Genomic DNA, 26,392 nt, shown 5'->3' with positions numbered 1-26,392 from the left:
TCGTGCTTCATGGAGCACGAACCTCCACAACCCTCGTGGGAGCGGCTGCCACCCGTCAGGCGAACGCGTCGGCGGCTGTCGTCGTCGAGCCCACCGCGTCAGGCTGCTTCGTCCAGGACGCTTGGGCGTTGAGGACGCGGATGGCTTCGTCCGGGCCGTAGGGCAGGCCATGTTCGCGCATGTCGGCGGTCGTGTGCGCGTCTTCGACGAGCGTCATGTCGTAGCCGCGGTGGATGCCGCCGTAGAACGTCGAGCGGATGCAGGCGTCGGTCTGGCCGCCACAGAGGACGATGCGCTTGACGTTGCGCTCCTGCAGACGTTCGGCGAGGTCGGTCTCGACGAACGCATCACCCCACGTCTTGTCGACGACCGGTTCGCCAGGTGCCGGAACAAGCTGCGGGACGATCTGCCACTCGTCACTGTCACGCGGCATCCCCGGCTCGGAGTGCTGCACCCAGATGACGGGCACACCCTGCTCACGCGCCCGATCGACGAGCGATGAGATCTTCGCGACGACGTCGTCGCTGTTGACGGATTCGGCCATGACATCGTTCTGCACATCGACGACGAGAAGTGCTGTTTCGCTCATGCAGTCAGCGTAGGTGGCCCCGGTGACAACGCTGCCCGGACGTCCCACTCGATGCAGAACGACGCCAGGTGGGGACGCGGCGGCCCGCGGACGTCCCACTTCATGTCAGGTGGCGCCATGTGGGGAAGTCATCAGGCCTGACGGGCAGTGCGCAGGACAACGCCATCCAGTTGTTGAGCAATGCTCAACAAGATGCCCCAGGAGCGTTGTCGGTGTGGTGTGATGTGATGCACAGCACAATCAACGTCTGGAGTGCACATGTCCGAGCTGCCCCTCGTCTCCACCACGCTCTCCCTCGCCAGCGTGCTCGCCGAACCGGCACGCCGCACCCCTGACGCTCTTGCCCTGATCGAGGGCGAGCGTCGACTCACGTACGCGGAGGTCTGGCGCGAGGCGCGCACGGTCGCCGCGCAACTCATCGCGGACGGCGTCACGCCCGGCGACCGCGTCGCGCTGCTGGCGCCCAACGTCGTCGAGTTCGTCACGAGCTACTACGGCATCCTCGCGGCGGGTGGCGTCGTCGTCCCCGTGCCGACGCTGCTGCAAGGGCGCGAGGCCGCCTACCTCCTGGAGACGGCCGAGGTGAGCCGCCTGCTCCACCACCCGGCTGTCGCGGCGACGGCGATGAAGGCGTCGGAGATCACCGGTGTCCCCGCGGTCGACATCACCACGTACGCGGCCGGCGCCGAACCCATCAGCAACTTCGTGGCACGCGAGCCGCTCGACCCCGCCGTCATCTTCTTCACGAGCGGCACGACGGGCAAGCCCAAGGGCGCGATCCTCACCCATCTCAACTTGGTGATGAATTGCACGGTCAGCGCGTTCGACGGCAACGGCGTCGCGGCGGGCGCCGTCGTCCTGGGGTGCCTGCCGTTGTTCCACATCTTCGGTCAGTCCGTCTCGCTCAACGCGGCGTTCCGGCGTGGCGTCACCGTCGTCCTGCAGCCGCGTTTCGACGCGACGGAGGCGCTGCGCCTCATGAACGCCGAGGGCGTGACGATGATCTGCGCCGTGCCGACGATGTACATCCAGCTACTCAAGGCGGTCGGCGAGCACCCCGAGATCCCCGTCCCGCAGCTCGCTGACGCCATCAGCGGCGGCGCGTCGCTGCCCGTAGCCGTGCTCGAGAAGTTCGAGAGGGTGTTCTCGACGAAGATCCACGAGGGCTACGGCCTCAGCGAGACCTCGCCGTCGATCACGTCGAACCAGGAGGCGCTCGGCGTCGAACCGGGCACCGTCGGACACGCACTGTGGGGCATCGACATGGGCATCGCTGACCTGACGGTGCCCGAACGCGTCGAGCTGCTGCCGCCGGGCGAGCGCGGCGAGGTCGTCTGCCGCGGCCACGCCATCTTCGCCGGCTACTGGAACAACCCGGCCGCGAGCGCCGAAGCCCTGCAGGACGGGTGGTTCCGCACCGGCGACATCGGCATCCAGGACGAGACGGGGCGGGTGCGCATCGTCGACCGGACGAAGGATCTCGTCATCCGCGGCGGGTACAACGTCTACCCGCGCGAGGTCGAGGAGACGCTGATGCGCTATGACGGCGTCGCGCAGGTCGCCGTGATCGGCGTGCCCGACGAGCAGTACGGCGAGGAGATCATGGCCGTCGTCGTGCCGTCCGACGACACTGCGCTCGACGCGGAGACGCTCGTCGCCTGGAGCCGGGAGCAGCTCGGATCGCACAAGTACCCGCGCCGCGTCGACATCGTCGAGGTGCTGCCGCTCGGGCCGAGCATGAAGGTGCTCAAGCGCGAACTTCGCACGAGGTACGCCGAAGGGGCATAGTGTTGTTGAGCAACGCTCAATAGCGTTGCGTGCGTCTTTCGAGAGGAATGCTTCATGACTGCACAGGCCAGCCGCTTCACTGGCAAGGTCGCGATCGTCACCGGCGCGAGCCGCGGGATCGGCCTCGCCATCGCCCAGCGCTTCGTCGACGAGGGCGCGAACGTCATCATCACCGCGCGCGGCCAGGAAACGCTCGACGCCGCCGTCGCGCAGCTCGGCGACGCGGCCATCGCCGTCGCCGGCAAAGCGCAGGACAAGGCGCACCAGGACGAGGTCGTGCGCACCGCGATGGAGCGCTGGGGCCGCATCGACGTGCTCGTCAACAACACGGGCATCAACCCCGTCTACGGCGGCCTCATGGACCTCGACGACGACGCGGCGCGCAAGATCGCCGACGTCAACCTGCTCGCGACGCTGTCGTGGACGCGCGCCGTCTGGAACGCGTGGATGAAGGACAACGGCGGCTCGGTCGTCAACCTCGCGAGCATCGCCGGGCTGCGCGCCGCACCCGGCATCGCGTTCTACGGCGTGACGAAGGCCGGCGTCATCCACATGACGGAGGAGCTCGCCGCCGAACTCGGCCCGAAGGTGCGCGTCAACGCCGTCGCCCCCGCCGTCGTCAAGACCGACTTCGCGAAGGCCCTGTACGAGGGACGCGAGGAATCCGTCGTCAAGCCCTACCCGCTCAAGCGCCTCGGCGCGCCGGAGGACATCGCGGGGCCCGTCGCGTTCCTCGCCTCCGACGACGCCGCGTGGATGACGGGCCAGACGCTCGTCGTCGACGGCGGCATCACCGTCACCGGCGGGCTCGTCTGAGACCTGCTGCCGGCTACTGCTGGCCGTCGCTGTTTGCGTGCACGTGCACGCGAGTAGATGAGCCACGAAACCTGAACGACCCCCCGCTCCACGAAAGGACTTCCCCATGACCCAGCGAACCGCCATCGTCACCGGAGCCGCGCGCGGCATCGGCGCCGCCGTCGCCAAGCGCCTCGCTGCGGACGGCATGAAGGTCGCCGTCCTCGACCTCGACGAATCCGCTTGCGCGGCAACGGTCGAGGCCATCAAGACCGCCGGCGGCGACGCCCTGGCCGTCGGCTGCGATGTCGCCGACGAGGAGAGCGTCAAGGGCGCCGTCGCCCGCGTTGCCGACGAGCTCGGCGCGCCGACCGTCCTCGTCAACAACGCCGGCATCCTGCGCGACAACCTGCTGTTCAAGATGTCGGCCGACGACTGGGACATGGTGATGAACGTGCACCTGCGCGGCTCGTTCCTCATGTCGCGCGAGTGCCAGGCGCACATGACGAAGGAGGGTTTCGGCCGCATCGTCAACCTGTCGTCGAGCTCCGCGCTCGGCAACCGCGGCCAGGCGAACTACTCGGCCGCGAAGGCGGGGCTGCAGGGCTTCACGAAGACGCTCGCCATCGAGCTCGGCAAGTTCGGCGTGACGGCGAATGCCATCGCCCCGGGCTTCATCGAGACGGACATGACGGCGGCGACGGCCGAGCGCGTCGGCGTGCCGTTCGAGGACTTCATCAAGGGCGCCGCCGAGATGACGGCCGTCAAGAAGGCCGGCCAGCCCGACGACATCGCCAACGCGGCGTCGTTCTTCTGCGACGAGCGCTCCGGGTACGTCTCCGGGCAGGTGCTGTACGTCGCCGGCGGACCGCTCTGCTGAACCGGGACGAGGAGAACACCATGCGAACGTTCAACGGACTCGACGAACTCAAGACGGCTGTCGGCGAGCATCTCGGCACGAGCGAGTGGCACGAGATCACGCAGAAGATGGTCGACCAGTTCGCGGACGCCACCGGCGACCACCAGTGGATCCACGTCGACCCCGAACGCGCCAAGAGCGGCCCGTTCGGCACGACCATCGCGCACGGCTACCTGACGTTGTCGCTCGCGCCGATGCTGTCGTCGGAGATCTGGACGATCGAAGGCATCACGATGGCCGTCAACTACGGCTCGAACAAGGTGCGCTTCACGCAGCCCGTGCCCGTGGGGTCGCGGGTGCGCGGCAGCATCGTGCTCGACAGCGTCGACGAGAGCCCCAAGGGCGCCCAGGTCGCCATGACGCTGACCGTCGAGATCGAGGGTCAAGAGCGACCCGCGTGCGTCGCGCAGACGCTGAGCGTCATCGTGCCCTGACGATCGGCGCCGCTGCGCTCGTGTTCGAGCGCGCACGATGGCGGGTGACTCACGAGGTGGAGGGCAGTTTCGAACCAACCAGTGAGTTACCCGCCATCGTGCGTCAGGCCTGCGATTCGTCGGTCCCGGGGTCGATGAACGCGGCCCGGATTCTGCGGGACTCCTCGTCCCCCAGCCACTCGAGCGCATAGATTGGGGCGGGGCGACCGCCCTGTGTGATTCCCGTCCACTCGCCTCGGGCCCACTGCGCGGTCTCGGCCTCGATTGCCGCGCCGTCACTCAGCCAGATGTCCGTGCACACTCCGTCCGGCAGGTCGAGCCACAGAATCGCGTTCTCGTAGGGTGCCGACCAGCATCGCCACCACAGATGACCACTCTCGAGCGTGGCGAGGCGAACCGATTCGACGTACAGACCTCCTGAGCGACCATCGGGCAACGTGGCACGCGCCGCGCGATCGCGAAACGGGTCGAGACGCGGATCGGGCACGAACCCCGTCTCGAGATCGGGCTTTGGTGACAGCCCCATCAGCCCTCGACGAACGCGGCGCGCGAGGCGAGGACCTCACGCACGAGGGCCTGCTGGTCGACGACGGCACGGCGCACCGATGCGGGCAGGTCGCGCTCGAGCATGCGGCGGGCTTCGACGTCGAGTTCCTCGCTCGCGAGGGCCGTCGGGAACGCAAGCGACGCGACGCGGGCGAGCGCGTCCTCGCCCACCCACGCGCGCATCGCGGGAACGTCGCTGACGTAGCGCTCGATGTACGGCGCAAGGGTGGCCTCGTCGTCGGCCGACCAAAAACCCGTGGCGAGCGCGTTCATCTCATAGTTGCTGTGCGCCGGCGTGTCATCGGTGGGAGCGGCCGTCAGCTCCTCCCACGCCCATTCCTTCGCCTCCGCGGTCGGGAACGACGCCCGTGCCGTGAGATAGCCGAGCTGACCCGACATCGTCTCGTCAGCCGCGAGGGCGTCGCCGAGCTCGGCGATCGTCACCGCGTCGAGCTGTGCGAGGCGACGCGCCACGCGCCACCGGAACGGTGCGTCACCGTCGAGCCCCGCCGGCAGGCCCTCCCCCGCGAACCACGGACGCAGACGCTCGGCGTCACCCGTCGAGGCGACGAGACGCGCCCCCGCGAGGAGGCGGGGATCGTCGACGACATCGACCCGTGCTGCCGAGGACGCACCGGCCGAAGTCGATGACGGTGCGCCGGCAGGGCTCAGCGAAGATGCGCCGGCAGCGCTCGACGACGGGCTGGCAGTGCTCGTCGAGGACGCCGCTGACATGGTGCTCGTCGAAGAATCCGATGCCGCAGCCATGAGCTGCTCCCCCACCGCGGCGAGACGTGCCGCAGCGTCCGAACGCTCGGACCACGGCATGAAGCGTCCGACGACCTGCCCCAGGGCCACGCCGACGGCGACGTCGAGCACCGGCATCTGCGTCTCGGCCGGCAGCGCGCCCTCGGCGATGGCGAGCACCTGCTGCGGGGAGACGACAGCCGTCGCGAGGCCGTGGGCGAGTGCCGTCCAGATCATGCCGCGCGTGGTTGCGTCGGCGATGCCGGGCAGTGCTGTCGGCAGCGCAGCGAGGGTCGCGGCGTCGAACTCGACGCCTGCCCACGTCAGGTCACCGGCGTTCGGGATGATGGCGGCGACCTGCTCACCGCGCGCCATCGCTCCGCTCACCTCGGGAAGGTCGACGCGGCCCGCAGCGCCCGTCAGGTCGTCGACGGCGACGAGGGCGCCGTCGGCTGAATGGGCGCTCACGCGGAGGGTGTGCGTGCGCTCGGCAGGCCACTGCGTGTTGGCCTCGATGACGAGGTGGGGCGCGCTCGTCGTGTCAGCCGCGGCGGAGGCATCGTGATCCGAGGGAGCGGACGCAGCCGGGTCGCGGGCGTCGTCGAGCGAGCGGGTGGTACGTGCTGCGTCATCGGCACCCTCGGTCACGACACCGCGGGCCGCGCCGACGAACCCGTCGACGCGGAGGGTGTCCATGCCGGCCGTCTCGAGCCACGCGGCGGCCCATCGCGTCAGGTCGGTGCCGGAGGCCTCTTCGAGGGAGGCGAGGAAGTCGGCGAGCGTCGCGTTGGCGAACGCGTGCCGCTGCAGGTGAAGGCGCACGCCCGCGATGAACGCGTCGTCACCGATGTGGTGGATGAGCTGACGCAGCACCGCCGAACCCTTGGCGTAGGAGATGCCGTCGAAGTTCTGCAGCGCCGTGTCGGTGTCGGGCGCGGGCGCGCCCGCGACGGGGTGCGTCGACGGCGACCGCTCCGCCGCGTAACCCCATGCCTTGCGGCCGGCGGCGACGTCGACCCACGCGTCGTCGAACTCGGTGGCCGCGACGAGCGTGCGGTTGGCCATGTACTCGGCGAACGACTCGTTGAGCCACAGGTCGTCCCACCACTGCATCGTCACGAGGTCGCCGAACCACATGTGCGCCATCTCGTGGCTGATCGTGTTGGCGCGCGACAGGTGCTCGGTGCGGCTCGCGGCGCCGGTGAAGACGAGCTGGTCGCGGAACGTCACGCACCCCGGGTTCTCCATCGCGCCCGCGTTGAACTCAGGAACGAACACCTGGTGGTACTCGCCGAACGGGTATCGGATGCCGAACAGCTGGTGGTAGTAGTCGAACGACTCGCGCGTCACGGTGAGCATCTCGTCGGCCTGCGCCTCGAGCCGGTCGCGCAACGAGGCGCGCGCGTGCAGCGCGAGGGGAATGCCGTCGTGCTCAGCCGTGACGGTGGCGAAGGGGCCGGCGCAGACGGTGACGAAATACGTCGCGAGCGGTTTCGTCGTCGCAGCGCGCCAGAGCTGCGGCTCGACCTCGCGCATGGCGCCGTTGGCGACGACCGTCCACCCCTGCGGGGCGCGCACGGTGACGTCGTACGGCGCCTTGAGGTCGGGCTGGTCGAAGCAGGCGTAGACGCGCGATGCCGCGTCCATGAACAGGTGGCCGTAGACGTAGTCGTTGCTGTCGGCGGGGTCGGTGGCCCGGTGCAGGCCCTGCCCGTCGCGCCCGTACGTCATGCGCGCGGTGACGACGAGTTCGTTGCGCTCGGCGACATCGTCGAGGCGCAGGCGACGACCGTCGAGGGCCGTGGTGACGTCGAGGTCACGCCCGTTGAGCGACGCTGACAGCAGCTCGTCGGGGTCGAGGTCGACGAACGTCGACGCTCCGGCCTGCGCGTCGAACGTCAGCGTCGTCGTCGAACCGAACGTGCGGGGCCCCGCGTCGAGATCGAGGTCGATGCGGTAGGCCGTCGGATGCACGATCGCGGCTCGTGCTTGCGCTTCGTCACGCGTCAGAGTCATGCTGCCATCCTGCCAGCCCAGGGTGTGCCGCAGGTGGAACGCGGTTACCGACGGCGCGGGCCTCAGAAGAAGCGCAGCAGCAACGACGGCAGGATGCTCGTCGCGACGAGCACGAGCGCCATCAGCGCGATGACGACGCGGTGGCCGCGCGTCGTGACGACCAACGGCGAGGCCGCCGCGCCTGCGGACGTACCCACGACGGTCGCGCCCGCCCCCTCGACGGAGTCAGCGGCCGGCGCATCGGATGCGTCGCCCGTCGCGTCACCGATCGGCACGAACATCGCGACGATCCAGCGCAGGTACACCGCGACGCCGAGCAGCGTGTTGAGCACCGCGAACCCGAGCAGCCACCACGAGTGGTCGACGGCGACGGGTTTCATCGCGACGACCTTCGCGACGACACCGACGATGCTCGGCGGCAACCCGGCGAGCGCGAGCAGGCCGAGCGCCATCGTCGCCGCACTCAGCGGATGCGAGCGGAACATGCCGCGCAGCGAGTCGATCTGCACTGCCCGGCCGGGCCGCTCGAACGCGGCGAGGACGACGAACACCGCGGCCGTGCCCAGCGTGTAGAGCGCAAGATACTGTGCGGCTGCATGCGTCGAACCGGCCGAGACGCTCGTGAGCGGCAGCAGCACCCAACCGGCCTGCGCAACCGTCGACCACGCCATGAGACGCAGCAGATCGACCTGACGCAGCGCCATGACGTTGCCGAGCGTCATCGACAACGCCGCGATGATGCCGAGGGCCGTCTGCGCCGGCGAACCGAGCGCGGACGCCGCCGACACGACGACGAGCATCGCGCCGAGCGCGCCCACCTTGGACGTCGTCGCGAGGAACGCCGCGACCCACGTGCCGGACCCCGCGAACGCCTCCGGCGTCCAAGCGTGGAACGGCGCGAGCGACAGCTTGAAACCCACACCGGCGAGCACGAGCATCATCGCGACGACGGCGAGCGGCTTGCGGGCCGGGTCGGCGAACGCCGTGATGACGGCGTCACCGCTCATCGCGATGGTGCCCGTCGCAGCAAACCACAACGCACACCCCAGCGCGAGCACGGCGAACGACGCGAGCGCCGTGACGAGCAACGTCAACGCACCGTGCGCGGCCGCCCGGCCACCACGCAACGCGACGAGGGCGATGCTCGGCAGCGTCGCGAGTTCGAGGAGCACGAGCCACGATGCGAGGTCTCGCGCGGCGACGACGCCGACGCATCCGGCCGTCGCGGACAGCACGAGCATGGCGCGCACCGCGGCGCGTTGAGGGGACGTCGGACGCACCGGCTCGAGCGCCGCGAGCACGACGACGACGAGCGCCGAGACGAGCGCCAACCCCACGAGGCCCGTACCCGGCGCGTCGAGACGCCACCAGCATTGCCCGCCGGAGCACAACGTCGCCACGTGCCCTCGGCGCCCCGCGACGACGAGGGCACCCAACGCACCGACCAGACCGAGAGCCGCGATGATCCACGGCAACCGCGCCTTGGCGTGGAAGACCACGTCGACGAGCAGCACGAGAAGCGCCGCGACCATCGGCGCGGCAGCCGGTGCGAGGGCGAGAGCGTCGACGGAGATCTTCACTTGACGCCTCCCAGCAGCGTGACGAGCTCGTCGTTCATGAGATGCATGAGGGGGCTCGGGGCGAGACCGAGGGCGATCGTCGCGAGCGTCAGCACGCCGATCGCGAGCCACTCCGCGCCCGTGACGCGCTGCGTGGCCGCGGCGCCGTCGGCCGGCGACGCGACGGCTGCCACGCCATCCGACGCGTCGGCGACGACCGTCGCGTCGAACGAACTCGCACCGGCCGGTTCCGCGCCGAGCTCGGTCGTCCTCGCGCCAGGCTGTGCCGCCGCGTCAGACGCAGCGTTCGCAGTCGCTCGACGGGCGTCATCGACAGCCGCGCGACGAGCGTCGTCCTCGAGGTCGCCGGCCCAGACGGCGCGCAATACGCGTGCGCCGTAGACTGCGGCGAGCACGGCGCCGAGGGCGGCGAGTGCCGTCAGCACGTGGAACAGGGTGTTGGGTCGTGACGGCGCATCCCACGCCGCGAAGAGTGCGAGGATTTCGCCCCAGAAACCGGCGAGCCCCGGCAGCCCGAACGCAGCGGCGACCCCGACGACCAGGGCGAACCCGAGTCGCGGATCGGTGTCACGCAATCCGAGCGCGGGCGCGTCGACGTCGACCGGCCCACGGCGCGCCTTCAGCGCACCGACGATCGCGAACAGCAGCGCCGAGATGACACCGTGCGCGATGTTGCCGTAGAGCGCGGCGCCGAAACCGATGACCTGCCCGGCCGCGAGCGCCAGCATGACGAAACCCATGTGGGCGATCGACGACCACGCGACGAGGCGTTTGAGGTCGTGTTCGACGAGACAGACGAGGCCACCGACGATGATGCCGGCGACCGCCAGGATCGCGACGATCGGCGCGATGCGGCGCCATGCGTCCGGCATCGGCAGCGCGACGAGACGGACGAAACCGTACGTGCCCAGCTTGAGCAGCACGGCGGCGAGCATCATCGAACCGGCAGTCGGTGCCGCCGTGTGAGCGCGCGGCAGCCACGCGTGCACGCCGAGCAGCGGCACCTTGACGGCGAGGCCGACGCTGATGAGCGTCGCGGCGATGAGCGTCGTCGTGAATGGCAGACGGTGTGCGGCCGTCGTGAGGTGGTCGAGGTCGCTCGTGCCGGTCGCGGCGACGAGCACGAGCAGCCCCGCGAGCATGAGCATGGAGCCACCGACGGTGTAGAGCGCGAACATCCACCCGGCGCGACGACGCTCGGCGGGCGCAGCGTCACCGAAGCGGTCGATGAGCACCCACATCGGCACGAGGGCGACCTCGAAGGCGATGAAGAAGCCGATGACGTCGCGCACCGTGAACGCGGCGACGGCCGCGCCGAGCACGACGAGCAGGCTGCCGTAGAACAGCCCCGGCGTGCCCTTCGGACGCTGACGGGACGACACGGCGACGGCGAGCAGCGTCACCGCTGCGGCGAGCACGACGAGGGGCGCGCTGATGCCGTCGATCGTCAGGTGCAGGCGCAGCCCGATCTGCGGCACCCACGGCCGGTCGACGACGGCGTCCCCCATCGCCGCGGCGAGGCCGGCGCCGAGCGACGCAGCCGCGGTCAGGAGGGCGATGCACCAGGCGGCGGTGTGCGACAGCGGACGTCCGAGACGGTCGGCCGCCATGAGAGCGGCGCCGAGACCGAGCGGCAGGGCGCTGGCGAGGAGCAGGGCGATCACCACAACGTCACCCCCACGACCGAGGCGACGACGACGCCGACGATGACCCACGACAGGCCCGTCGAGGGGCGGCGCGTGTGCGGTGCGTCGGCGAGGTCGCCGAGGCGCGCCATGCCGGCAGGCAGCGTGTCGTGCGCTGCGGCGAGACGAAGATCGGTGCCGTGGACGACATGGGCGAACCACACGATCGGCCGCGCCAGCGCGAGGTAGGCACGGTCGAGGCCGAACCCGCGCGTGGCGAGCAGCGTCATGCGACGCGGCAGGCGCCGGGAGGCGTCACCGTAGAGCTGACGCAGCGACATGATGCGCACGACGAGCACCGACGCGAGCACGAGCAGCACGGTGGCCCCCATCATCGGCAGGTTGAGATGCCGGGTGTCGATGTCGATGAGCGGCGTCAGCGCGAGGGCTCCACCGAAGATGCCGCCGAGGGCGAGCACCCACATCATGAACCGCACCATGACGCCGGGGCGCGGCAGCACCTCGTCCTCGTCGTACTCCTCGACGGCGGCGATCTCCTCGCCGTGCTCGTCGACCTCGGGCGAGGTGCGCAGTAGTTCGACGATGTCGACGTCGCGAACGACGTGCGAGTCGTTGAGGACCTGACGTTCACCGCGGCGCTCCAGCGTCGTGCGGTGCTGCAGGATGAGCCAGGCACGCATCGTATACGCGGCAGTCGCGGCGACGATGAGGAACAGCATGATGAACCCGATGAGCCCTTCGACGTGTCCGTCCGCCTGCGAGCGCGCTGCGTCGTTGATCATCGCATCCTTCGAGACGAACGCGATCGTCGGCGGCAGCCCCGCCATGGTGAACAGGCCGAGGGTCGCCGGAACGAACGTGCGCGGCAGGCGACGCAGCGACCCCGACATGCGACTCGCGAGCGTGCTGCCGATGACGACGGACAGCCAGCCGAGCAGCAAGAACAGCATCGACTTGAAGAAGGCGTGGCCGACGAGGTGGAGCAGCGCGGCGTCGGCCGAGTCACCCGGCGGGACGGCGCCGACGGCCAGCAGCATGAGCCCGACCTGGCTGACGGTCGACCACGCGAGCAACCGCTTGAGGTCGAACTGGCAGAACGCGGCCAGCGCCGCGAGCAGCGACGTGACACCGGTGACGAGGACGAGCGTCAGGCGGGCTGTCGGTTCGAGCGCGAGCAGCGGCTCGAACTGGGCGAGCACGACGGTGCCGGCGGCGACCATCGTCGCGGCGTGGATGAGCGCGGAGGCGGGCGTCGGGCCCTCCATCGCATCAGGCAGCCAGTCACTGAACGGCAGCTGCGCCGACTTGCCGAGCACGCCGCAGACGAGGCCGAGCAGGACGGCGAGTCGCAGAGGGCCGTCGATGTGCGTCCACGTGCTGAGGATGTCGCTGATACGCGTCGTGTGCGCGACCATCGCGAGCGCCGCGAGGCCGACGATGAACGGCGCGTCTGCGAGGCGGGTGACGACGAAGGCCTTGAACGCTGCGCGGCGGGCCGCAGCACGCTCGCTCTCGTGACCGATGAGCAGGTACGAGCACCAGCCCATGACCTCCCAGCCCATCAGCGTGAGCAGCACGTCGTTCGACAGCACGACGAGCACCATCGCTCCAGTGAACAGCGCGACGCTCGAGGCGAACACGCGATAGCGCGGATCGGAGTACAGGTACCAGCGCGCGAAGAGCTGCACCGTCAGTGACACGAGAAGCACGACGGCGACGATGAGCGCGCTCGTCGCGTCGTCGCGCAACTGCAGCGGCACCCGCAGCGTGGGCCCGAGCGGCAGCGCGTCGAGCGTCGTGACGTCCTGCGCCACCCCCGACCCGAGATGACGCAGGACCAGCCAGACGGACGCGCCGAGCGCCGCGGCCGTCGTCACGGAGGCGAGGACGAAGGCGACGACGTTGCGGCGTCCGAGGACGAACGCCAATAGCGTGCCGATGAGCGGCAGCGCGAGAGCCGCCTGCGCGAGGTGAGACGTCACGCTCGTCACGAGGTCACCTCCGGCGAGGATGCTGAGGATGCCGGCGACGTGGTCGACGTCGCGGCCGGCGAAGCTGTGGTGGCCGTCACGCCCGCCTCGCGAGCGCCGCTGTTCTCGCCCGTGACCTCACGCGTGTCGGCGCGTACCTCGTCGGCGTCGAGTCCTTCGCCGAGGTCGATGTGACCGCGCGCGCGAAATGCATACAGGATGATGCCGAGCGCGAGGGTCACCTCGGCGGCGGCGAGGGTGATGACGAACAGGGACATGATCTGGGCGGAGCCGCCCGGATCGGGCAGGATCGCGCTCGTCGTGACGAGCACGAGGTTTGCGGCCGCGAGCACGAGTTCGACACCGATGAGCATGAGGACGGCGTTGCGGCGCGCGAGGATGGCGTAGACACCGGCGCCGGCGAGGATCGAGGCGAGGCCGAACGGCAGCACGAGGTGGATCATCGACCGCCTCCCGAGCGTCGCGAACCGATCATCGCGAGGGCCCCGACGAGGGCGGCGAGCAGGACGAGCGAGACGACCTCGAACGGCCACGCGAACCGGCCGAACAGGTTCTGCGCGAGGTCGGTCGTCGTGCCCGAGTCGATGCGCGCGCGGCGTGTGCCGAACGCCGAGACGAACGCAGAGAACAACAGACCGCCCGTCGCCGCGGCGATGACGAGGGCGGCCATCCGCGTCATGATGGGCGCGTCGTGGTCGCCGCTGCGCCCGATCGGCGCGCGCGTCAGCATGACGGCGAACAGGACGAGGACGACGACCGCGCCGACGTAGACGAGCAACTGCACGAGCGCGACGAGTTCGGCGCCGAGGACGAGGTAGCAGCCCGACAGCGTCGCGAGGCACACCGTCAGCCACAGTGCCGCGTGGACGATCTGCCGCGTCGTCACCGCACAGATCGCGGACGCGGCGCTGATGAGGCCGAGGCAGGCGAACAGGGCGTCATGGACGGTCATGGTCGCTCCCCCCTGGTCCTGGCTGTCCGGCTGCTGATGGGCGTGTCGACTTCGGTGTGGCGGGCGGTGGCCCGCGTCGTCGTGGTGCTCGCGTTCACTGCGTCGGCCGACGTCGTTGCACGCGTGCGGGTTTGCTCGCCGCAGCCACCTCGGCGGCCCCGGGTGCGCCGTCGTCGAGATCGGGCGGCGCGGGGACGGTGCGCATCCACGCGCCGAGCTCGTCCTTCTCCTGCAGCAGGTCGCGGATGTCGTTCGTCGCGTACTCGAACTCGGGGCTCCAGAACAGCGCGTCGAACGGGCAGACCTCGATGCAGATGCCGCAGTACATGCACAAGGAGAAGTCGATCGCGAACCGGTCGACGACGTTGCGCTGACGATCGCGCCCACCGGGCGCCTCGCTCGGCACCGTCTCCTTGTGCGAGTCGATGTAGAGGCACCAGTCGGGGCACTCGCGTGCGCACAGCATGCAGGCGGTGCAGTTCTCCTCGAGCAGCGCGATGACGCCGCGGCTGCGCGGCGGCAGGTCGGGCTTGACGTCCGGGTACTGCTGCACGGACGTCTTCTTCGTCATCGTGCGCGCAGTCGTGCGCATCCCGGCGAGCAGGCCGCGGATCGGACCCGCCTCACGCCCGGAGGAGGGCAGCGGGTGGACGTGGCGACCGAGATCGCGCGGGGCGTCGGGAGTCGCATCGCCCGAGGCGGACGCGTCGTTCTCGTGAGGCTGAGTCATGCGGTGTAGATCACTCCTGCCGCGGTGAGAGCGAGTTGGACGAGTGCGAGCGGGACGAGCACGAACCAGGCGAAACGCTGCAGCTGGTCCTCACGCAGCCGCGGCCAGCTCATACGCATCCACAAGATGACGAAGGCGACGACGGCCGTCTTGAGCAGCATCCACACGAACCCGAGCGCGCCCTCGAACGGGCCGTTCCACCCGCCGAGGTAGAGCGCGGCGAACAGTGCCGACATCACGACGATGCCTGCGTACTCGCTCAGCAGGAACAGCGCGAAACGCAGGCCGGTGTACTCCGTCATCACGCCCATGACGACCTCTGAGTCGGCGACGGGCATGTCGAACGGCGGGCGTTGCAGCTCGGCCGTCATCGCGACGAGCAGGACGAACGCGCCCGGCAGCTGCCACAGCAACCAGATCGGGTGCCACTCGTGGACGATGCCGGAGATGCTGAGCGAACCCGCAGCCATCGCGAACGACGCGCACGCGAGGATGAGCGGCACCTCGTAGCTGACGAGCTGCGCGGCCGACCGGAACGCGCCGAGCGTCGCGTACTTGTTGCCCGAACCGAACCCTGCCATGAGCGTCGCGACCGTGCCGATGCCGGAGACGGCGAGCACGTAGACGAGCGACGCGGGCAGGTCACCGGCGACGAGGCTCGGCGTGAACGGGACGGCCGCGAGCGCCAGCAGATAGCTGAACATCGATACCGCCGGCGCGAGCTTGAACACGCCCCGGTCAGCGGCGCGCGGCGTCACGTCCTCCTTCTGCGCGAACTTGACGCCATCGGCGACCAGCTGCGCCCACCCGTGAAAACCGCCGGCCTCCATCGGGCCGAGGCGCCCCTGCATGTGCGCCATCACCTTGTGCTCGACCTGGCCGAGCACGAGCGGCAGCACCATGAAACAGGCGAGCACGGCCACGCTGCGCAACGTGACGTCGAGAACGCTCATCGCGGCCCCCACGTGTCGTCGGGGACGCCCGGCGCCATGACCTTGCGGCGCTTGGCCGCTCCCGCGCGAGGGCTCTCACCCTTGGACTCGCCGGGGTCCTTGATGCCCGGCCACTCCTTGCTCGCGCGCGCCGTGAGGACGAACGACTTGCGCAGCGGCGTGCCAATGAACGTCTCGGGCAGCAGCAGCTTGCGCAGACCGGCGCCCGTGCCGTCGTCGAACCCGTCGAACACGATGCCGAACATCTCGAACGTCTCACGTTCGTGCCATGCCGCGCCGCGCCACAGGCCGGTGAGGCTCGGGGCGTGCGCCGGGTCGTCACCCGAGGCGAGCGGCACCCGTGCGCGCGTCATGACACTCGCGCGCACGCCGGGGACGTCGCCGTCACCGATCTCATAGAGGTGGCTGACGAGGTCGAAACCGGCCGGCTTGTCGGGCAGATCGCGATCGGTCTCGTCGACGGCGGTGACGAAGTCGAAGAACGTGTAGCCGTCGGCGCGGTGCGCTTCATGCGTGGCGATCCACTCGTCGAGCGCGACGTCGACGCGGCGCGGTTCGCGGCTCATGCGTCATCACCGGTCGTGGGGGTGTCGGGTGTCGGGGCGTCGGCCTTGGTGGCGCCCGTCGCCTTCGTCGAGGGGACGTCGTGCCCCGGCTTCGTCACGAGCGGACGCTGGACGGACGCGGCGCTGCGGCGCTTGGTGGAGAACGGGTTGAGGCGCGACATGATGCTCTCGCCGGTCAGCTTCTCCTGCGCGATCTGGTTCTGCAGCGTGACGATGCCCTGCAGCAGCGCTTCGGGGCGCGGCGGGCAACCGGGCACGTAGACGTCGACGGGCACGAGCTGGTCGACGCCTTTCGTCACGGAGTAAGAATCCCAGTACGGCCCACCGGAGTTCGAACACGCGCCGAAGCTGATGACGTACTTCGGCTCGGGCATCTGGTCGTAGAGGCGACGGACGGCGGGCGCCATCTTGTCGGTGACGGTGCCGGAGACGACCATGAGGTCGGCCTGACGTGGGCCCGGCGCGAAGGGGATGACGCCGAGGCGGATGAAGTCGTGGCGCGACATCGAGCCGGCGATGAATTCGATCGCGCAGCAGGCGAGGCCGAAGTTGAACACCCACAGTGAGTAGCGGCGCCCCCAGTTGAGGACGAGCCGCATCGGCTTCGGTGCATGCTCCTGCGCCATGCCGACGTGGGGACGCACCGTCGGCATCGGCAGGTCGACGGCGCGCTCTGCGGTGGCTTCGATCGGCCCTGCCGTGGGGGAGGTCGCGTCGGCGGCGGGCGTGCGGGAATCGTCGGTCATCGTCGGATCACCTCACAGCCAGGCCAGCAGGCCCCGGCGCGCGGCATGCGCGAGGCCGACGAGCAGGACGAGGATGAAGATGCCCATCTCGAACAGTGAAGCGACGCCGAGACCGCTCGTGCGCAGGACGAGCGCCCACGGGAACAGGTAGACGGCGTCGACGGCGAACACCACGTAGAGAAACGCGAACGCGACGTACCGGAAACCGGACTGCTGCCAGTTGCCGGCGATGGGGTCGACGCCCGACTCGTACGTCGTCAGCTTCGTCGGGCTGGGCACGCGCGGTGCGAGGACACGACGGACCACCATGGCAGCGACGAAGAGCGCGACGCCCCCGAGGGTGACGCCGAGCACGACGAGGTAGCCCAGCAGACCGGAATTCACCGGCCCAGCCTATCGGGGCGCACCACCTGCGCCCGCGAGGCTGGCGCGTGTGTCTCGCCTGCGGGCGTTCTGCGGTGACGCCGGGCATCATGCGGCTGCCCTCTCACAGATGGAGTGGGGAGCCTGTCTGCCCCTGTCACCGACGGGAGTTCGTCGAGGCTGAAGGCCCACACCCGCAGCCGTGGCGTTCATAGGCTCCTGCCGGCAGGTGCGATGTCGCCGATGGGACGCAAGAACCCCGGAATCCCGCGGTTGTCGGAGGCAGCGTCTACTGTCTGTGACGTGGCACTCATCCTGCATCGGGAAGCTTCCCCGACCGCTCTCGCCGAGCAGCTCGGCTCGCTCCTCGCGAGCGATCCGCTCGACGTGTTCGACCGTGAACTCGTCATCGCGCCCTCCCCCGGCGTCGAGCGCTGGCTGAGCCAACGTCTCGCGCACGAGCTCGGCGCGAACATCGGCGACGACGGGGTGTGCGCCGGGCTGAGCGTCCACACGCCGTACTCGTTCATGTCGTTCGCCCTCGAGCGCGAGTTCGACGACCCGTGGCACCCCGACCGGCTCGCCTGGCTCGTCCTCGAAGCCGTCGACGCGGCCGTGCAGCGCCCCGGGTTCGAGACGCTCGCCCACCACCTCGGGGCCGATGCGCTGCCCGGCGGCGCGTCGAAGAACGACGCGTGGTTCCACCGTGCCCGCCAGTCTCGTCGGTACGCGGTCGCGCGGCGCCTCGCGGGGCTGTTCGCGCGCTACAGCGACGAGCGTCCCGCGCTCGTTCGTGCCTGGGAGAGCGGTGCCGGCGGCGACGTCGCGCCCGACCTCGCGTGGCAGCCCCGGTTGTGGCGTGACGTGCTCGACGTGGCGCGCGCGCACGGCATCGACGAGTCGCCCGTCGCGCGGCTCGACCGCGTGTGCACCAGCCTGCGCGACGGCACGCTGACGCTGTCCCTGCCGCGGCGCGTCAACTTCTTCGGCTACACGCGGGTGTCGACGGCGACACTCGACCTGTTCGAAGCGATCGCCGCACGTCACGAGACGCACCTGTGGCTGCCGCACCCGAGCGACGCCCTCTGGCAGCGGTTGCGCCAGCTCGATTCCGGCGGCCTCCGGCGCCGCGACGACGACAGCGCGCGCGCCGCGGAGCACCCGTTGCTCGCCACGCTCGGGCGTGACATCCGCGAACTCGAACTGACGCTGCTGCGACGCGACGTCGAGGACGCGAGCGCACCGGCGGCCGCCCCGTTTGGGCAGGGGCCTGCCGGTGAGGGATCCTCGCGCGGGGCTGCTGCCGGCACGCGCCTCGAGCAGCTGCAGGCCGACATCCGCGCCAACCGCGCCCCGAGCGCCGTCTCGACCATCGACGACACGACCACCTTCCAGGTTCACGCCTGTCACGGCCCGGCCCGTCAGGTCGACGCACTGCGCGAGACGCTGCTGTGGCTGCTCGACGAGTCCAAGGGCAGTCTGCAGCCGCGCGACATCGTCGTCATGTGCCCCGACGTCGAGACGTACGCGCCGCTCATCAAGGCGGCGTTCGCCTCCGTCGACGACGACGGCGCGCACCATCCCGGTCGGCGTCTGCGCGTGCAGCTCGCCGACCGCGGCCTCGCCGCCACCAACCCCCTCGCCGAGGTGGCCCTGAGACTGCTCGGCCTCGCCGGCGGGCGCGCCACCGCATCCGAGGTGCTCGACTTCGCGCACCTGCCCGCCGTGCGCCAGAAGTTCGGTTTCGACACGGATGCCCTCGACCGCATCAGCCGGTGGGTGCGCACGAGCGGTGCACGTTGGGGTTACGACGCCGAGCACCGCCGCGAGTACGGCCTCCTCGAAATGCCGGCCAACACGTGGACGCTGGCTCTCGACCGGCTCGCACTCGGCGTCGCGATGAGCGCCGACACAGAAGCTCCGGCGGGCGCCCTGCTGCCGATCGACGATCTGGGCACCTCCGACATCGAGACGGCGAGCGCCTTCGTCACCCTCATGACGGAGGTGACGGCGGCCGCCAAGGCCGTGCGCGGCACGAGCTCAGCGGGCGTCGACCTTACCCGGGGCAGTTTCACGCCGCAGGAATGGTTCGACTGGTTGCGGCGTCACGTGGGCGCCGTCGCTGCTCCGTCACGCGACGAGGCGTGGCAGCTCGGAGCGTTCGAGCGCGAGTTGGCGTTCCTCGCCGAGGGCAGCACCCGCACCGGTCTGCGCCTCACCGACATGCGCGTCATGCTCGAGCAGCGCTGGGGCCCGCGCCCGTCGCGCAGCAACTTCCGCAACGGCGCCGTCAGCGTGTGCACGCTGACGCCGATGCGTTCGGTGCCGCACCAGGCCGTCATCCTGCTCGGCCTCGACGACGAGAGCTTCCCCCGCTCCTTCGTCGTCGACGGTGACGACGCGCTCGCTCGCGACCCTCATCTCGGCGAGCGCGACCCGCGCAGTGAGGACAGGCAACTGCTCCTCGATGCCGTCATGGCGTCGCGCAAGCACCTCATCGCGTTCTACTCGGGCTTCGACGAGCGTGACGGCACTCGCCGCCCGCCCGCCGTCCCGCTGCAGGAGCTCATCGCCGCGGCCGCCGCGACCGGCGCGCCGACCCCCGAGGACGCCGAGCGTCACCCCTTCGAGTTCGTCCACCCGCTGCAACCGTTCGACGAACGCAACTTCACGTTCAGCTCACCCCTGCCGGGTGGCTCGTACGACGCGGTCGCGCTCGCCGGCGCGCGTTCGTTGCGGCAGGCGCGTGAGAGCGGACGCGACGTCGCCGACGAGACCTCGCTGCCGCCGCTGCTCACCGGCCTGCTGCCGGCCCGCGAACCCCGTGACGTCACCCTCGACGAGCTCGTGAGGTTCATCGAGAACCCGGCCCGCACGTTCCTGTCCGACCGGCTGCAGACGGGCGTCACGTACGAGGCCGACGAGACCGAGGATGCGCTACCGATCGACCTCGACCCGCTCGAGCAGTGGGCCGTCGGCGATCGCCTCCTGCGTCGCACCCTCAGTGGGGTGCCGCTGGAGCAGGCGAGCGCCGAGGAGAGCCACAGTGGCGCGTTGCCACCGAGCCCGCTGCCGTCGAAGATCGGCGACATCACGCGCAAGGTCGGCGCCATCCTTCAGGGCCTGCCGCCGGGTGAGCGACGCAGTATCGACGTGTCGATCCCCCTCACGCTCAACGGACCGAGCGGGCCGACCTCCGTCCGGCTGACGGGTGTCGTCCCGCACGTCATCGGCGACGAGATCCAGATCGTCAACTACAGCTCCGTCAGTGCTCGGCACCTCGCGCGGGCCTGGGTGAGCGTCCTCGCGGTCGCCGCCTCGCGTCCCGGGCAGGAGTGGAGCGCCGCCGTGCGCGGCAAGTACGGCGAGTGCCGCCTCACCGCACCCGATGACCCGCTCGGCGCGCTCACCGACCTCGCGGCCCTGCGCCTCGACGGTCTGCGCGCGCCCCTGCCGGTGCCGGCGAAGACGTCGCTCGCGTTCATCGAGGGCTACCGCACCGGGCGACGCTCGCGCAACGCCACCGAAGAACTCGCCCTCAACGTCGGGGCGAGCAAGGCCCGCCCGGTCTGGGAAGGCACCTTCGATCGCGAAGGTGAACGCGACGACCCCTGGTGGCAGCGCGTTTACGCGCCACAGGTGCCCTCACTCGACCGGCTCAATGCGGGCAACGTGTTCATCGACCGGAGCAAACGGCTGTGGATGCCGCTGCTCGACCAGAAGGGACCGATCGGGCGATGACCGAGACCCCCGCACCCGTCGCGACGAACCCGCTCGGGGCACCCGCGCCGCCGCCGTCCGTGCAGTTCGACGTCACGGCGCCCATCCCGCACGGCACGACCCTCATCGAGGCGAGCGCCGGAACGGGCAAGACCTGGACGCTGAGCGCCCTCGTGACCCGTCTCGTGGCCGAGGAGGGGCTACCGCTCGAGGAACTGCTCGTCGTGACGTTCTCCCGCGCCGCCAGCCAAGAACTGCGCGAACGCGTGCGCGAACAACTCGAACGCGTGCTCACGCGGCTGCGTCAGGCGCCCCGCGACGACGACGGCGTCCTCGTCGCAGCCCTGCGCAGCGACGACCCAGGCGTGCTCGCCGAGCGCTGCGACCGCCTCGCCCGGGCGCTCGCGTCGTTCGACTCGGCGCTCATCGCGACGATCCACCAGTTCTGCCACGACGTGCTCAAGGGCCTCGGCGTCGCCGGCGACTCCGACTCGTTCGCGACGCTCGTCGAGGACACGACCGGCCTGCGCGACGAGGTCATCGACGACCTTTACGTCGCCCGCCGCGCGCAGGATCCGTCGTTCGACCTCTCGCACGAGCGGGCACGATTCATCGGCCACTGCGTATTGACGAACACCGGCGCCGCCCTCGACGCGCCCGCCGACGACAGCCAACGCGCCGTCATCGACTTCGCTGAGGCGCTGCGCAACGAGTACGCGCGCCGCAAGCGCCGCGCCGGCATCCTCGAGTACGACGACCTGCTCGTCGACCTGCGCACCGCACTGCGTGCAACCCCGTCGATCGCCCGCGAACGGATGCGGGCGCGGTGGAGTGTCGTGCTCGTCGACGAGTTCCAGGACACCGACCCCGTGCAATGGGAGGTCTTCCAGACGGCGTTCTCGGAGGCGGGCCGCTCCCTCATCCTCGTCGGCGACCCCAAGCAGGCGATCTACGGTTTCCGCGGCGGCGACGTCCACACCTACCTGCGGGCGTCGCAGACCGCCGAGCACCGTTCGACGCTGCCGACGAACTACCGCAGCGACGGCCCGCTCGTCGACGCCCTCGGCCGCCTCATGGGCAACGTGACGCTCTCGCCCGGCATCGTCGCGCACCCCGTCACCGCCGACCGCGAGACGTCCCGCCTCGTCGGCGACGCCGCGCCGATCGAGATGCGCTGGGTCAACGGTGACCCGCTGCCCGCAGCTGGCGCGCGCAGCGCCGTCGCGCACGACCTCGCGGTGCGCGCCAGCGAGCTGCTGGCGAGCGGGACGACGTTCGGCGACGCGCCGCTCGCGCCGCACCACATGGCGGTCCTCGCGCGCACCCACGCACAGCTGCTCCAGGTCCGCGAGCAGCTGCGTGCCGCCGGCATCCCCGCCGTGATGATGAGTGGCGACTCCGTACTGCGCAGCAGCGCCGGGGCCTGGTGGCTCGAGCTCCTGCTCGCCCTCGAACAACCCCATCGCGCGCAGCGCGTGCGAGCGGCGTGCCTGACGCCCCTCATCGGCTGGGACGTCGCCCGCATCGACGCACTCGAGACGGCCGACGCCGACGAATCCGCCGAACTCGTCCACGCGCTCGCGGCGCAGTTCGACGAGGGCGGCATCCCCGCCGTCGTGGATGCGCTGCGAGCGCACGGCATGCTCGAACGCCTCCTCGCCCGCGTCGGCGGCGAACGCGACGTCACCGACATCGAGCACTGCGCGCAGTTGCTGACGGAGCGTCAGCTCGCGACCGGCGGCGGCATCGCGGCGCTCGTCGCGTGGGTGCAGGAGCAGAGCGCCGCGGATGCCAAGGTCACCGCCGACGCGCGCCTCATGCGTCTCGACTCCGACGCGCAGGCCGTGACACTGTCGACCATCCACGCGAGCAAGGGGCTGCAGTACCCCATCGTCTTCGCGCCGACGCTGTGGAACCGATGGGACAAGGACCGCTCGGTTCCCGACATCGTCTACACCGAGGCGGGCCGTGTCGTCTCGTTCGATCCGGGCGTCATCAACGCGTCGCGATCGCACGAGGAGGCCTCCGGCGAGGAGATGCGCCTCGCGTACGTGGCGATGACGCGCGCGCAGAGCAAGGTGGTGTTGTGGTGGGCACCGACGGCACGCAGTACCTCGAAGAGCGCTCTGCACCGGCTGCTGTTCGGTCAGGCCGCCGACGCCGCGTCGCTGGGAGAACTGCTGACGCGCCGCACGAGCGACAAGGGCAGCGAGGTCATCACCACGACCGAGCAGAACGGCCTGCCGCGCGGTGACAAGCTGTTCGAGACCCTCCAGACCTGGGCTGAACACCGGGCCTTCACCCTCACCGAGGTCGTGCCCGGCGCCAAGCCGACGCCCGTTCACGTCGCCGTCTCGAGCGACGAGATGAACCTCTCACGGTTCGACCCACGCCTCGTCGACACGTCCTGGCGACGCACGTCGTACTCCGCGCTGTCGGCCGCCGGCGAGCGCGCCGACGAGCTGGCGGGCGTCGTCAGCGAGCCCGACGCCGTCGGCGCCCAGCTCGACCCGGACGTCGACCTCGCGCTGCCGCAGGCACCGTCGGCGCCCGATGTCCCGGGGGCTGACGCTCTCTCCCCCATGCACGACCAGCCGCTCGGCGCGACGTTCGGCTCGCTCGTGCACGGTGTGCTCGAGGAGGCCGACTTCCAGGCCGACGACCTCGACGCCGAGCTGCACCGGCACATCGTCGAACAACAGCTGCGCTGGCCGACGGACGTCGACGTCGACGCCCTCGTCGAAGCGCTGCGCGGGGTGCTCGCCACCCCGTTCGGGCCCCTGGCCGACGACGTGTGCCTGCGTCGGATCGCAACGAGCGACCGCATCGCCGAGATGGACTTCGAGATCCCCCTCGGTGGCGGTGACACCCCCCACGCCCGGGCGACCCTGCGTGCGTTCGCCGACGTCCTGCGCCGTCACCTGCCGGAAGACGACCCGCTGCGTCCCTACGCCGACCACCTCGAGGCCTCCCTGCTCGGCGAGGAGACGCTGCGCGGGTACCTGACCGGCTCGATCGACCTGACGTTCCGTCACGGCGGGCGCTATTTCGTCGTCGACTACAAGACGAACCGCCTGGGTGATCCGGATGCCCCGCTCACGTTGTCTGCTTACGGCCCCGAGGCCCTCGCCGCGGCGATGAATCACTCGTCCTACCCGCTGCAGGCGATTCTGTACGCCGTCGTCCTGCACCGCTACCTGCGCTGGCGCCTGCCCGGCTACGACCCCGAGACCCACCTCGGCGGCGTCATGTATCTCTATGTGCGTGGCATGGCGGGGGCTGACACGCCCCGCGGTGACGACGACACCCCCTTCGGCGTCTTCACGTGGCGCCCACCGGCAGCGCTCGTCGTCGCGCTGTCCGCCATCATCGACGGTCGCGAGCGAGGGAGTCAGCGATGACCGACCACCATGTCGAGACTGCGCCCGAATCGGCGGTTGTCGCACCTGACGCGGGTCGCACAGACGGACGCCACCCACTCGACGTCCTCGCCGAGCACGAGTTCGTCAGCCGCGGCGACGAACTCGTGGCCCGTCGCATCGCCCGCGCCGTGGGTGAACGCGACGGGTGGCCGCTCGCGCTGCTCGCTCTCGCCGTACGCGCGGCCCGAGAAGGATCGAGCGCGCTCGACCTCACAGGCGTCGCCACGACGGGCGCCGAGGTCGCGCGTGACCAGGAGGACGAGGTCGACCTCGCGGTGGCGACGCTCGCCGAGGTGATCGCCGTGCCCGACCCTGCGGCCCTCGCCGATCTCGTGCGTGCGAGTGCGCTCGCGCACCAAGGCGTCGTGCACCTGCGCGGCGACGGCGCGGACGCCGCAGATCCGCCGCTGCTCATCATGGATCGTCACGACCGCGACGAGAACCTCATCGCCGACCTCATCGCACAGCGGCAATCACTGCTGGCTCCCCTCACCACGCAGTCGCAGGCCGAGGCCGACGCGGCCATCGCCGGCATCGCGCTCGACGACGCGCAGCGCGGAGCGGTGCACTCGGTCTTGACGCGATCGCTGACCGTCCTCACCGGTGGCCCGGGCATGGGCAAGACCTACACGCTCGCTGCGATCATCCGCGCCGCCCACGCGGGGCTCGGAGCCGACCTACGCCTTGCGCTCGCGGCTCCCACCGGCAAGGCGGCGGCGCGCATGACGGAGTCGTTGCGTGAGAACGGCGTCGGCCCCGACGCGGCCCCCGACGCCATCACCCTGCATCGCTTGCTCGGGTGGGATCGCACGAACTCGCAGCGCTTCGTGCACGACGCGAGCAACCCGCTGCCGCACGATCTCGTCGTCGTCGACGAGGCGTCGATGCTGTCACTCGCGATGACGGCGCGCCTGCTCGAAGCGCTCAAGCCGACGGCGCGCCTGCTCCTCGTCGGCGACCCCGATCAGCTCGCATCCGTCGAGGCCGGTTCGGTGCTGAGCGACCTCGTCTCCGGGCTCGACGACGCGCAGATCGTGCGCCTCACGACGCATCACCGGCTCAGCGAATCCCGCCGCGATCTCGCGCTGGCCTTCGCGGCGCCGACGCCGGACGAACAGGTCGCGGGCGTCACCGCGGTGCTGCGCGGTGGGCGCGGCGACGTCGAACACCTCAGCGAGGGCGACGTCGACCTGGCCGCGCTGCCGCACGTCGCGGAATCGGCGTGGCAGCTGCGTCAGGCGGCCGCTGCCGGGGATCGTGACGCGGCGCTGGGCGCCCTGCGTCACCACCGTCTCCTGTGCGCGCACCGCACCGGACCGTACGGTGTCGCCCGCTGGAACCGCCTCGTCGAGGCCTCGCTCGCCGATCGGGGCGTCGACATCGTGGCGGGCCGCATGTACGTCGGCCGGCCCGTCATCGTGACGAAGAACGACCCGAGCCTCGGGCTTTTCAACGGTGACACGGGCGTCGTCATCGACGCGGGCGGGCACCTCGTCGTCCTCGTCGACCGCGGGCAGAAGGCGGGCGAGGAGACGAAGAAACGCACCGAGTTCTCACCGTGGCGCCTGGCCGACGTCGAGACGATGCACGCGATGACGGTGCACAAGGCGCAGGGCAGCCAGGCCGAGCACGTCACGGTCATCGTGCCGCCGGTCAGTTCGCGGCTGCTGACGCGCGAGATGCTCTACACCGCGCTGACCCGCGCGAGTGCGCACCTCACCGTCGTCGGCACGGACGACGCCATCGAGCACGCGGTGCGCACCCCGGTGCGCCGAGCGTCAGGGCTGGCGCGGCGCCTGCGTGAGACGAACATCCAGCGCGAGACGAAAACCGAGAATGGATAGATTTCTGATGCACTGACCGGTGTCACCTGCCCCGCCGGGATCACC

General features: G+C 70.4%; 20 protein-coding genes. 7 read left to right on the top strand and 13 right to left on the bottom strand.

Annotation, left to right across the window (positions count from 1 at the left end):
• Positions 1-55: 55 nt before the first annotated feature.
• A complete protein-coding gene (locus AC1RS9_RS07745; protein WP_492921060.1) occupies positions 56-589 on the bottom strand; it encodes a cysteine hydrolase family protein in 534 nt (177 codons plus the stop codon).
• A 258-nt stretch (positions 590-847) separates the two neighbouring features.
• Here AC1RS9_RS07745 and AC1RS9_RS07740 point away from each other — a divergent pair, with 258 nt between their 5' ends.
• The 4 genes from AC1RS9_RS07740 to AC1RS9_RS07725 all read left to right on the top strand — a co-directional run bounded on the left by AC1RS9_RS07740 (position 848) and on the right by AC1RS9_RS07725 (position 4,525).
• Entirely contained in the window at positions 848-2,377 is a 1,530-nt protein-coding gene (locus AC1RS9_RS07740) for an AMP-binding protein (protein WP_492921058.1), read from the top strand.
• A gap of 54 nt (positions 2,378-2,431) precedes the next feature.
• Positions 2,432-3,193 (top strand): SDR family oxidoreductase, encoded by a 762-nt coding sequence (locus AC1RS9_RS07735; protein ID WP_074045783.1) that lies wholly within the window; start codon positions 2,432-2,434, stop codon positions 3,191-3,193.
• Positions 3,194-3,299: 106 nt separating this feature from the next.
• A complete protein-coding gene (gene fabG, locus AC1RS9_RS07730; RefSeq protein WP_006946283.1) occupies positions 3,300-4,052 on the top strand; it encodes a 3-oxoacyl-ACP reductase FabG in 753 nt (250 codons plus the stop codon).
• A 20-nt stretch (positions 4,053-4,072) separates the two neighbouring features.
• Positions 4,073-4,525 carry a MaoC family dehydratase gene (locus AC1RS9_RS07725; RefSeq protein ID WP_038567023.1) on the top strand — a complete coding sequence of 151 codons (453 nt, stop codon included), beginning with the start codon at positions 4,073-4,075 and terminating at the stop codon, positions 4,523-4,525.
• A 103-nt stretch (positions 4,526-4,628) separates the two neighbouring features.
• Here AC1RS9_RS07725 and AC1RS9_RS07720 read toward each other — a convergent pair whose 3' ends face one another.
• The 12 genes from AC1RS9_RS07720 to AC1RS9_RS07665 form a co-directional block, all read right to left on the bottom strand.
• A complete protein-coding gene (locus tag AC1RS9_RS07720; protein ID WP_259879583.1) occupies positions 4,629-5,051 on the bottom strand; it encodes a hypothetical protein in 423 nt (140 codons plus the stop codon).
• Positions 5,051-7,834, bottom strand: a complete 2,784-nt coding sequence (gene pepN / locus AC1RS9_RS07715) for an aminopeptidase N (RefSeq protein ID WP_492921054.1) — start codon at positions 7,832-7,834, stop codon at positions 5,051-5,053. The genes AC1RS9_RS07720 and pepN overlap by 1 nt, the downstream gene beginning before the upstream one ends.
• A 62-nt stretch (positions 7,835-7,896) precedes the next feature.
• On the bottom strand, positions 7,897-9,414 hold the full coding sequence (locus tag AC1RS9_RS07710; protein WP_083607224.1) for an NADH-quinone oxidoreductase subunit N: 1,518 nt from the start codon (positions 9,412-9,414) through the stop codon (positions 7,897-7,899).
• Positions 9,411-11,078: a complex I subunit 4 family protein gene (locus tag AC1RS9_RS07705; RefSeq protein WP_136788543.1), complete on the bottom strand. Its 1,668-nt coding sequence runs from the start codon at positions 11,076-11,078 to the stop codon at positions 9,411-9,413. Before AC1RS9_RS07705 ends, AC1RS9_RS07710 begins: the two co-directional genes overlap by 4 nt.
• Positions 11,075-13,051 carry an NADH-quinone oxidoreductase subunit 5 family protein gene (locus AC1RS9_RS07700; RefSeq protein WP_492921051.1) on the bottom strand — a complete coding sequence of 659 codons (1,977 nt, stop codon included), beginning with the start codon at positions 13,049-13,051 and terminating at the stop codon, positions 11,075-11,077. Before AC1RS9_RS07700 ends, AC1RS9_RS07705 begins: the two co-directional genes overlap by 4 nt.
• A complete protein-coding gene (nuoK, locus tag AC1RS9_RS07695; RefSeq protein ID WP_082740947.1) occupies positions 13,048-13,494 on the bottom strand; it encodes an NADH-quinone oxidoreductase subunit NuoK in 447 nt (148 codons plus the stop codon). The genes AC1RS9_RS07700 and nuoK overlap by 4 nt, the downstream gene beginning before the upstream one ends.
• Positions 13,491-14,003, bottom strand: coding sequence for an NADH-quinone oxidoreductase subunit J family protein (locus tag AC1RS9_RS07690; protein WP_038567014.1), 513 nt, complete (start codon positions 14,001-14,003; stop codon positions 13,491-13,493). The genes nuoK and AC1RS9_RS07690 overlap by 4 nt, the downstream gene beginning before the upstream one ends.
• A gap of 94 nt (positions 14,004-14,097) precedes the next feature.
• A complete protein-coding gene (locus AC1RS9_RS07685) occupies positions 14,098-14,733 on the bottom strand; it encodes a NuoI/complex I 23 kDa subunit family protein (RefSeq protein WP_144693496.1) in 636 nt (211 codons plus the stop codon).
• Entirely contained in the window at positions 14,730-15,686 is a 957-nt protein-coding gene (locus AC1RS9_RS07680) for a complex I subunit 1/NuoH family protein (RefSeq protein WP_006946099.1), read from the bottom strand. Before AC1RS9_RS07680 ends, AC1RS9_RS07685 begins: the two co-directional genes overlap by 4 nt.
• Positions 15,683-16,252, bottom strand: coding sequence for an NADH-quinone oxidoreductase subunit C (locus AC1RS9_RS07675; protein WP_038567011.1), 570 nt, complete (start codon positions 16,250-16,252; stop codon positions 15,683-15,685). Before AC1RS9_RS07675 ends, AC1RS9_RS07680 begins: the two co-directional genes overlap by 4 nt.
• Positions 16,249-16,998 (bottom strand): NADH-quinone oxidoreductase subunit B, encoded by a 750-nt coding sequence (locus AC1RS9_RS07670; protein ID WP_074040975.1) that lies wholly within the window; start codon positions 16,996-16,998, stop codon positions 16,249-16,251. The genes AC1RS9_RS07675 and AC1RS9_RS07670 overlap by 4 nt, the downstream gene beginning before the upstream one ends.
• Positions 16,999-17,010: 12 nt before the next feature.
• Entirely contained in the window at positions 17,011-17,382 is a 372-nt protein-coding gene (locus AC1RS9_RS07665) for an NADH-quinone oxidoreductase subunit A (RefSeq protein ID WP_006946140.1), read from the bottom strand.
• Positions 17,383-17,664: 282 nt separating this feature from the next.
• On the opposite strand from AC1RS9_RS07665, the gene recC reads away from it, so the two are divergent.
• From recC to recD, 3 genes are read left to right on the top strand one after another with little or no spacing between them, the layout of a single operon-like run.
• The gene (gene recC, locus AC1RS9_RS07660) at positions 17,665-21,102 is read left to right on the top strand and encodes an exodeoxyribonuclease V subunit gamma (RefSeq protein ID WP_074040974.1); all 3,438 of its coding nucleotides are present in this window, start codon (positions 17,665-17,667) and stop codon (positions 21,100-21,102) included.
• Positions 21,099-24,482, top strand: coding sequence for a UvrD-helicase domain-containing protein (locus tag AC1RS9_RS07655; RefSeq protein ID WP_083603992.1), 3,384 nt, complete (start codon positions 21,099-21,101; stop codon positions 24,480-24,482). The genes recC and AC1RS9_RS07655 overlap by 4 nt, the downstream gene beginning before the upstream one ends.
• The gene (gene recD, locus AC1RS9_RS07650) at positions 24,479-26,347 is read left to right on the top strand and encodes an exodeoxyribonuclease V subunit alpha (protein WP_083603991.1); all 1,869 of its coding nucleotides are present in this window, start codon (positions 24,479-24,481) and stop codon (positions 26,345-26,347) included. The genes AC1RS9_RS07655 and recD overlap by 4 nt, the downstream gene beginning before the upstream one ends.
• Positions 26,348-26,392 lie beyond the last annotated feature (45 nt).

This window comes from Dermacoccus sp. MPR-E5 (assembly GCF_058809565.1).
Note: the sequence above shows the minus strand (reverse complement) of the source record. Positions and strands in the feature narration are given on the sequence as shown.

Bases quoted from the DNA above. Each gene is read 5' to 3' on its own strand.
- AC1RS9_RS07745 (WP_492921060.1), bottom strand. From the start codon at position 589: ATGAGCGAAACAGCACTTCTCGTCGTCGATGTGCAGAACGATGTCATG.
- AC1RS9_RS07740 (WP_492921058.1), top strand. From the start codon at position 848: ATGTCCGAGCTGCCCCTCGTCTCCACCACGCTCTCCCTCGCCAGCGTG.
- AC1RS9_RS07735 (WP_074045783.1), top strand. From the start codon at position 2,432: ATGACTGCACAGGCCAGCCGCTTCACTGGCAAGGTCGCGATCGTCACC.
- fabG (WP_006946283.1), top strand. From the start codon at position 3,300: ATGACCCAGCGAACCGCCATCGTCACCGGAGCCGCGCGCGGCATCGGC.
- AC1RS9_RS07725 (WP_038567023.1), top strand. From the start codon at position 4,073: ATGCGAACGTTCAACGGACTCGACGAACTCAAGACGGCTGTCGGCGAG.
- AC1RS9_RS07720 (WP_259879583.1), bottom strand. From the start codon at position 5,051: ATGGGGCTGTCACCAAAGCCCGATCTCGAGACGGGGTTCGTGCCCGAT.
- pepN (WP_492921054.1), bottom strand. From the start codon at position 7,834: ATGACTCTGACGCGTGACGAAGCGCAAGCACGAGCCGCGATCGTGCAT.
- nuoK (WP_082740947.1), bottom strand. From the start codon at position 13,494: ATGATCCACCTCGTGCTGCCGTTCGGCCTCGCCTCGATCCTCGCCGGC.
- AC1RS9_RS07690 (WP_038567014.1), bottom strand. From the start codon at position 14,003: ATGACCGTCCATGACGCCCTGTTCGCCTGCCTCGGCCTCATCAGCGCC.
- AC1RS9_RS07685 (WP_144693496.1), bottom strand. From the start codon at position 14,733: ATGACTCAGCCTCACGAGAACGACGCGTCCGCCTCGGGCGATGCGACT.
- AC1RS9_RS07680 (WP_006946099.1), bottom strand. From the start codon at position 15,686: ATGAGCGTTCTCGACGTCACGTTGCGCAGCGTGGCCGTGCTCGCCTGT.
- AC1RS9_RS07675 (WP_038567011.1), bottom strand. From the start codon at position 16,252: ATGAGCCGCGAACCGCGCCGCGTCGACGTCGCGCTCGACGAGTGGATC.
- AC1RS9_RS07670 (WP_074040975.1), bottom strand. From the start codon at position 16,998: ATGACCGACGATTCCCGCACGCCCGCCGCCGACGCGACCTCCCCCACG.
- AC1RS9_RS07655 (WP_083603992.1), top strand. From the start codon at position 21,099: ATGACCGAGACCCCCGCACCCGTCGCGACGAACCCGCTCGGGGCACCC.
- recD (WP_083603991.1), top strand. From the start codon at position 24,479: ATGACCGACCACCATGTCGAGACTGCGCCCGAATCGGCGGTTGTCGCA.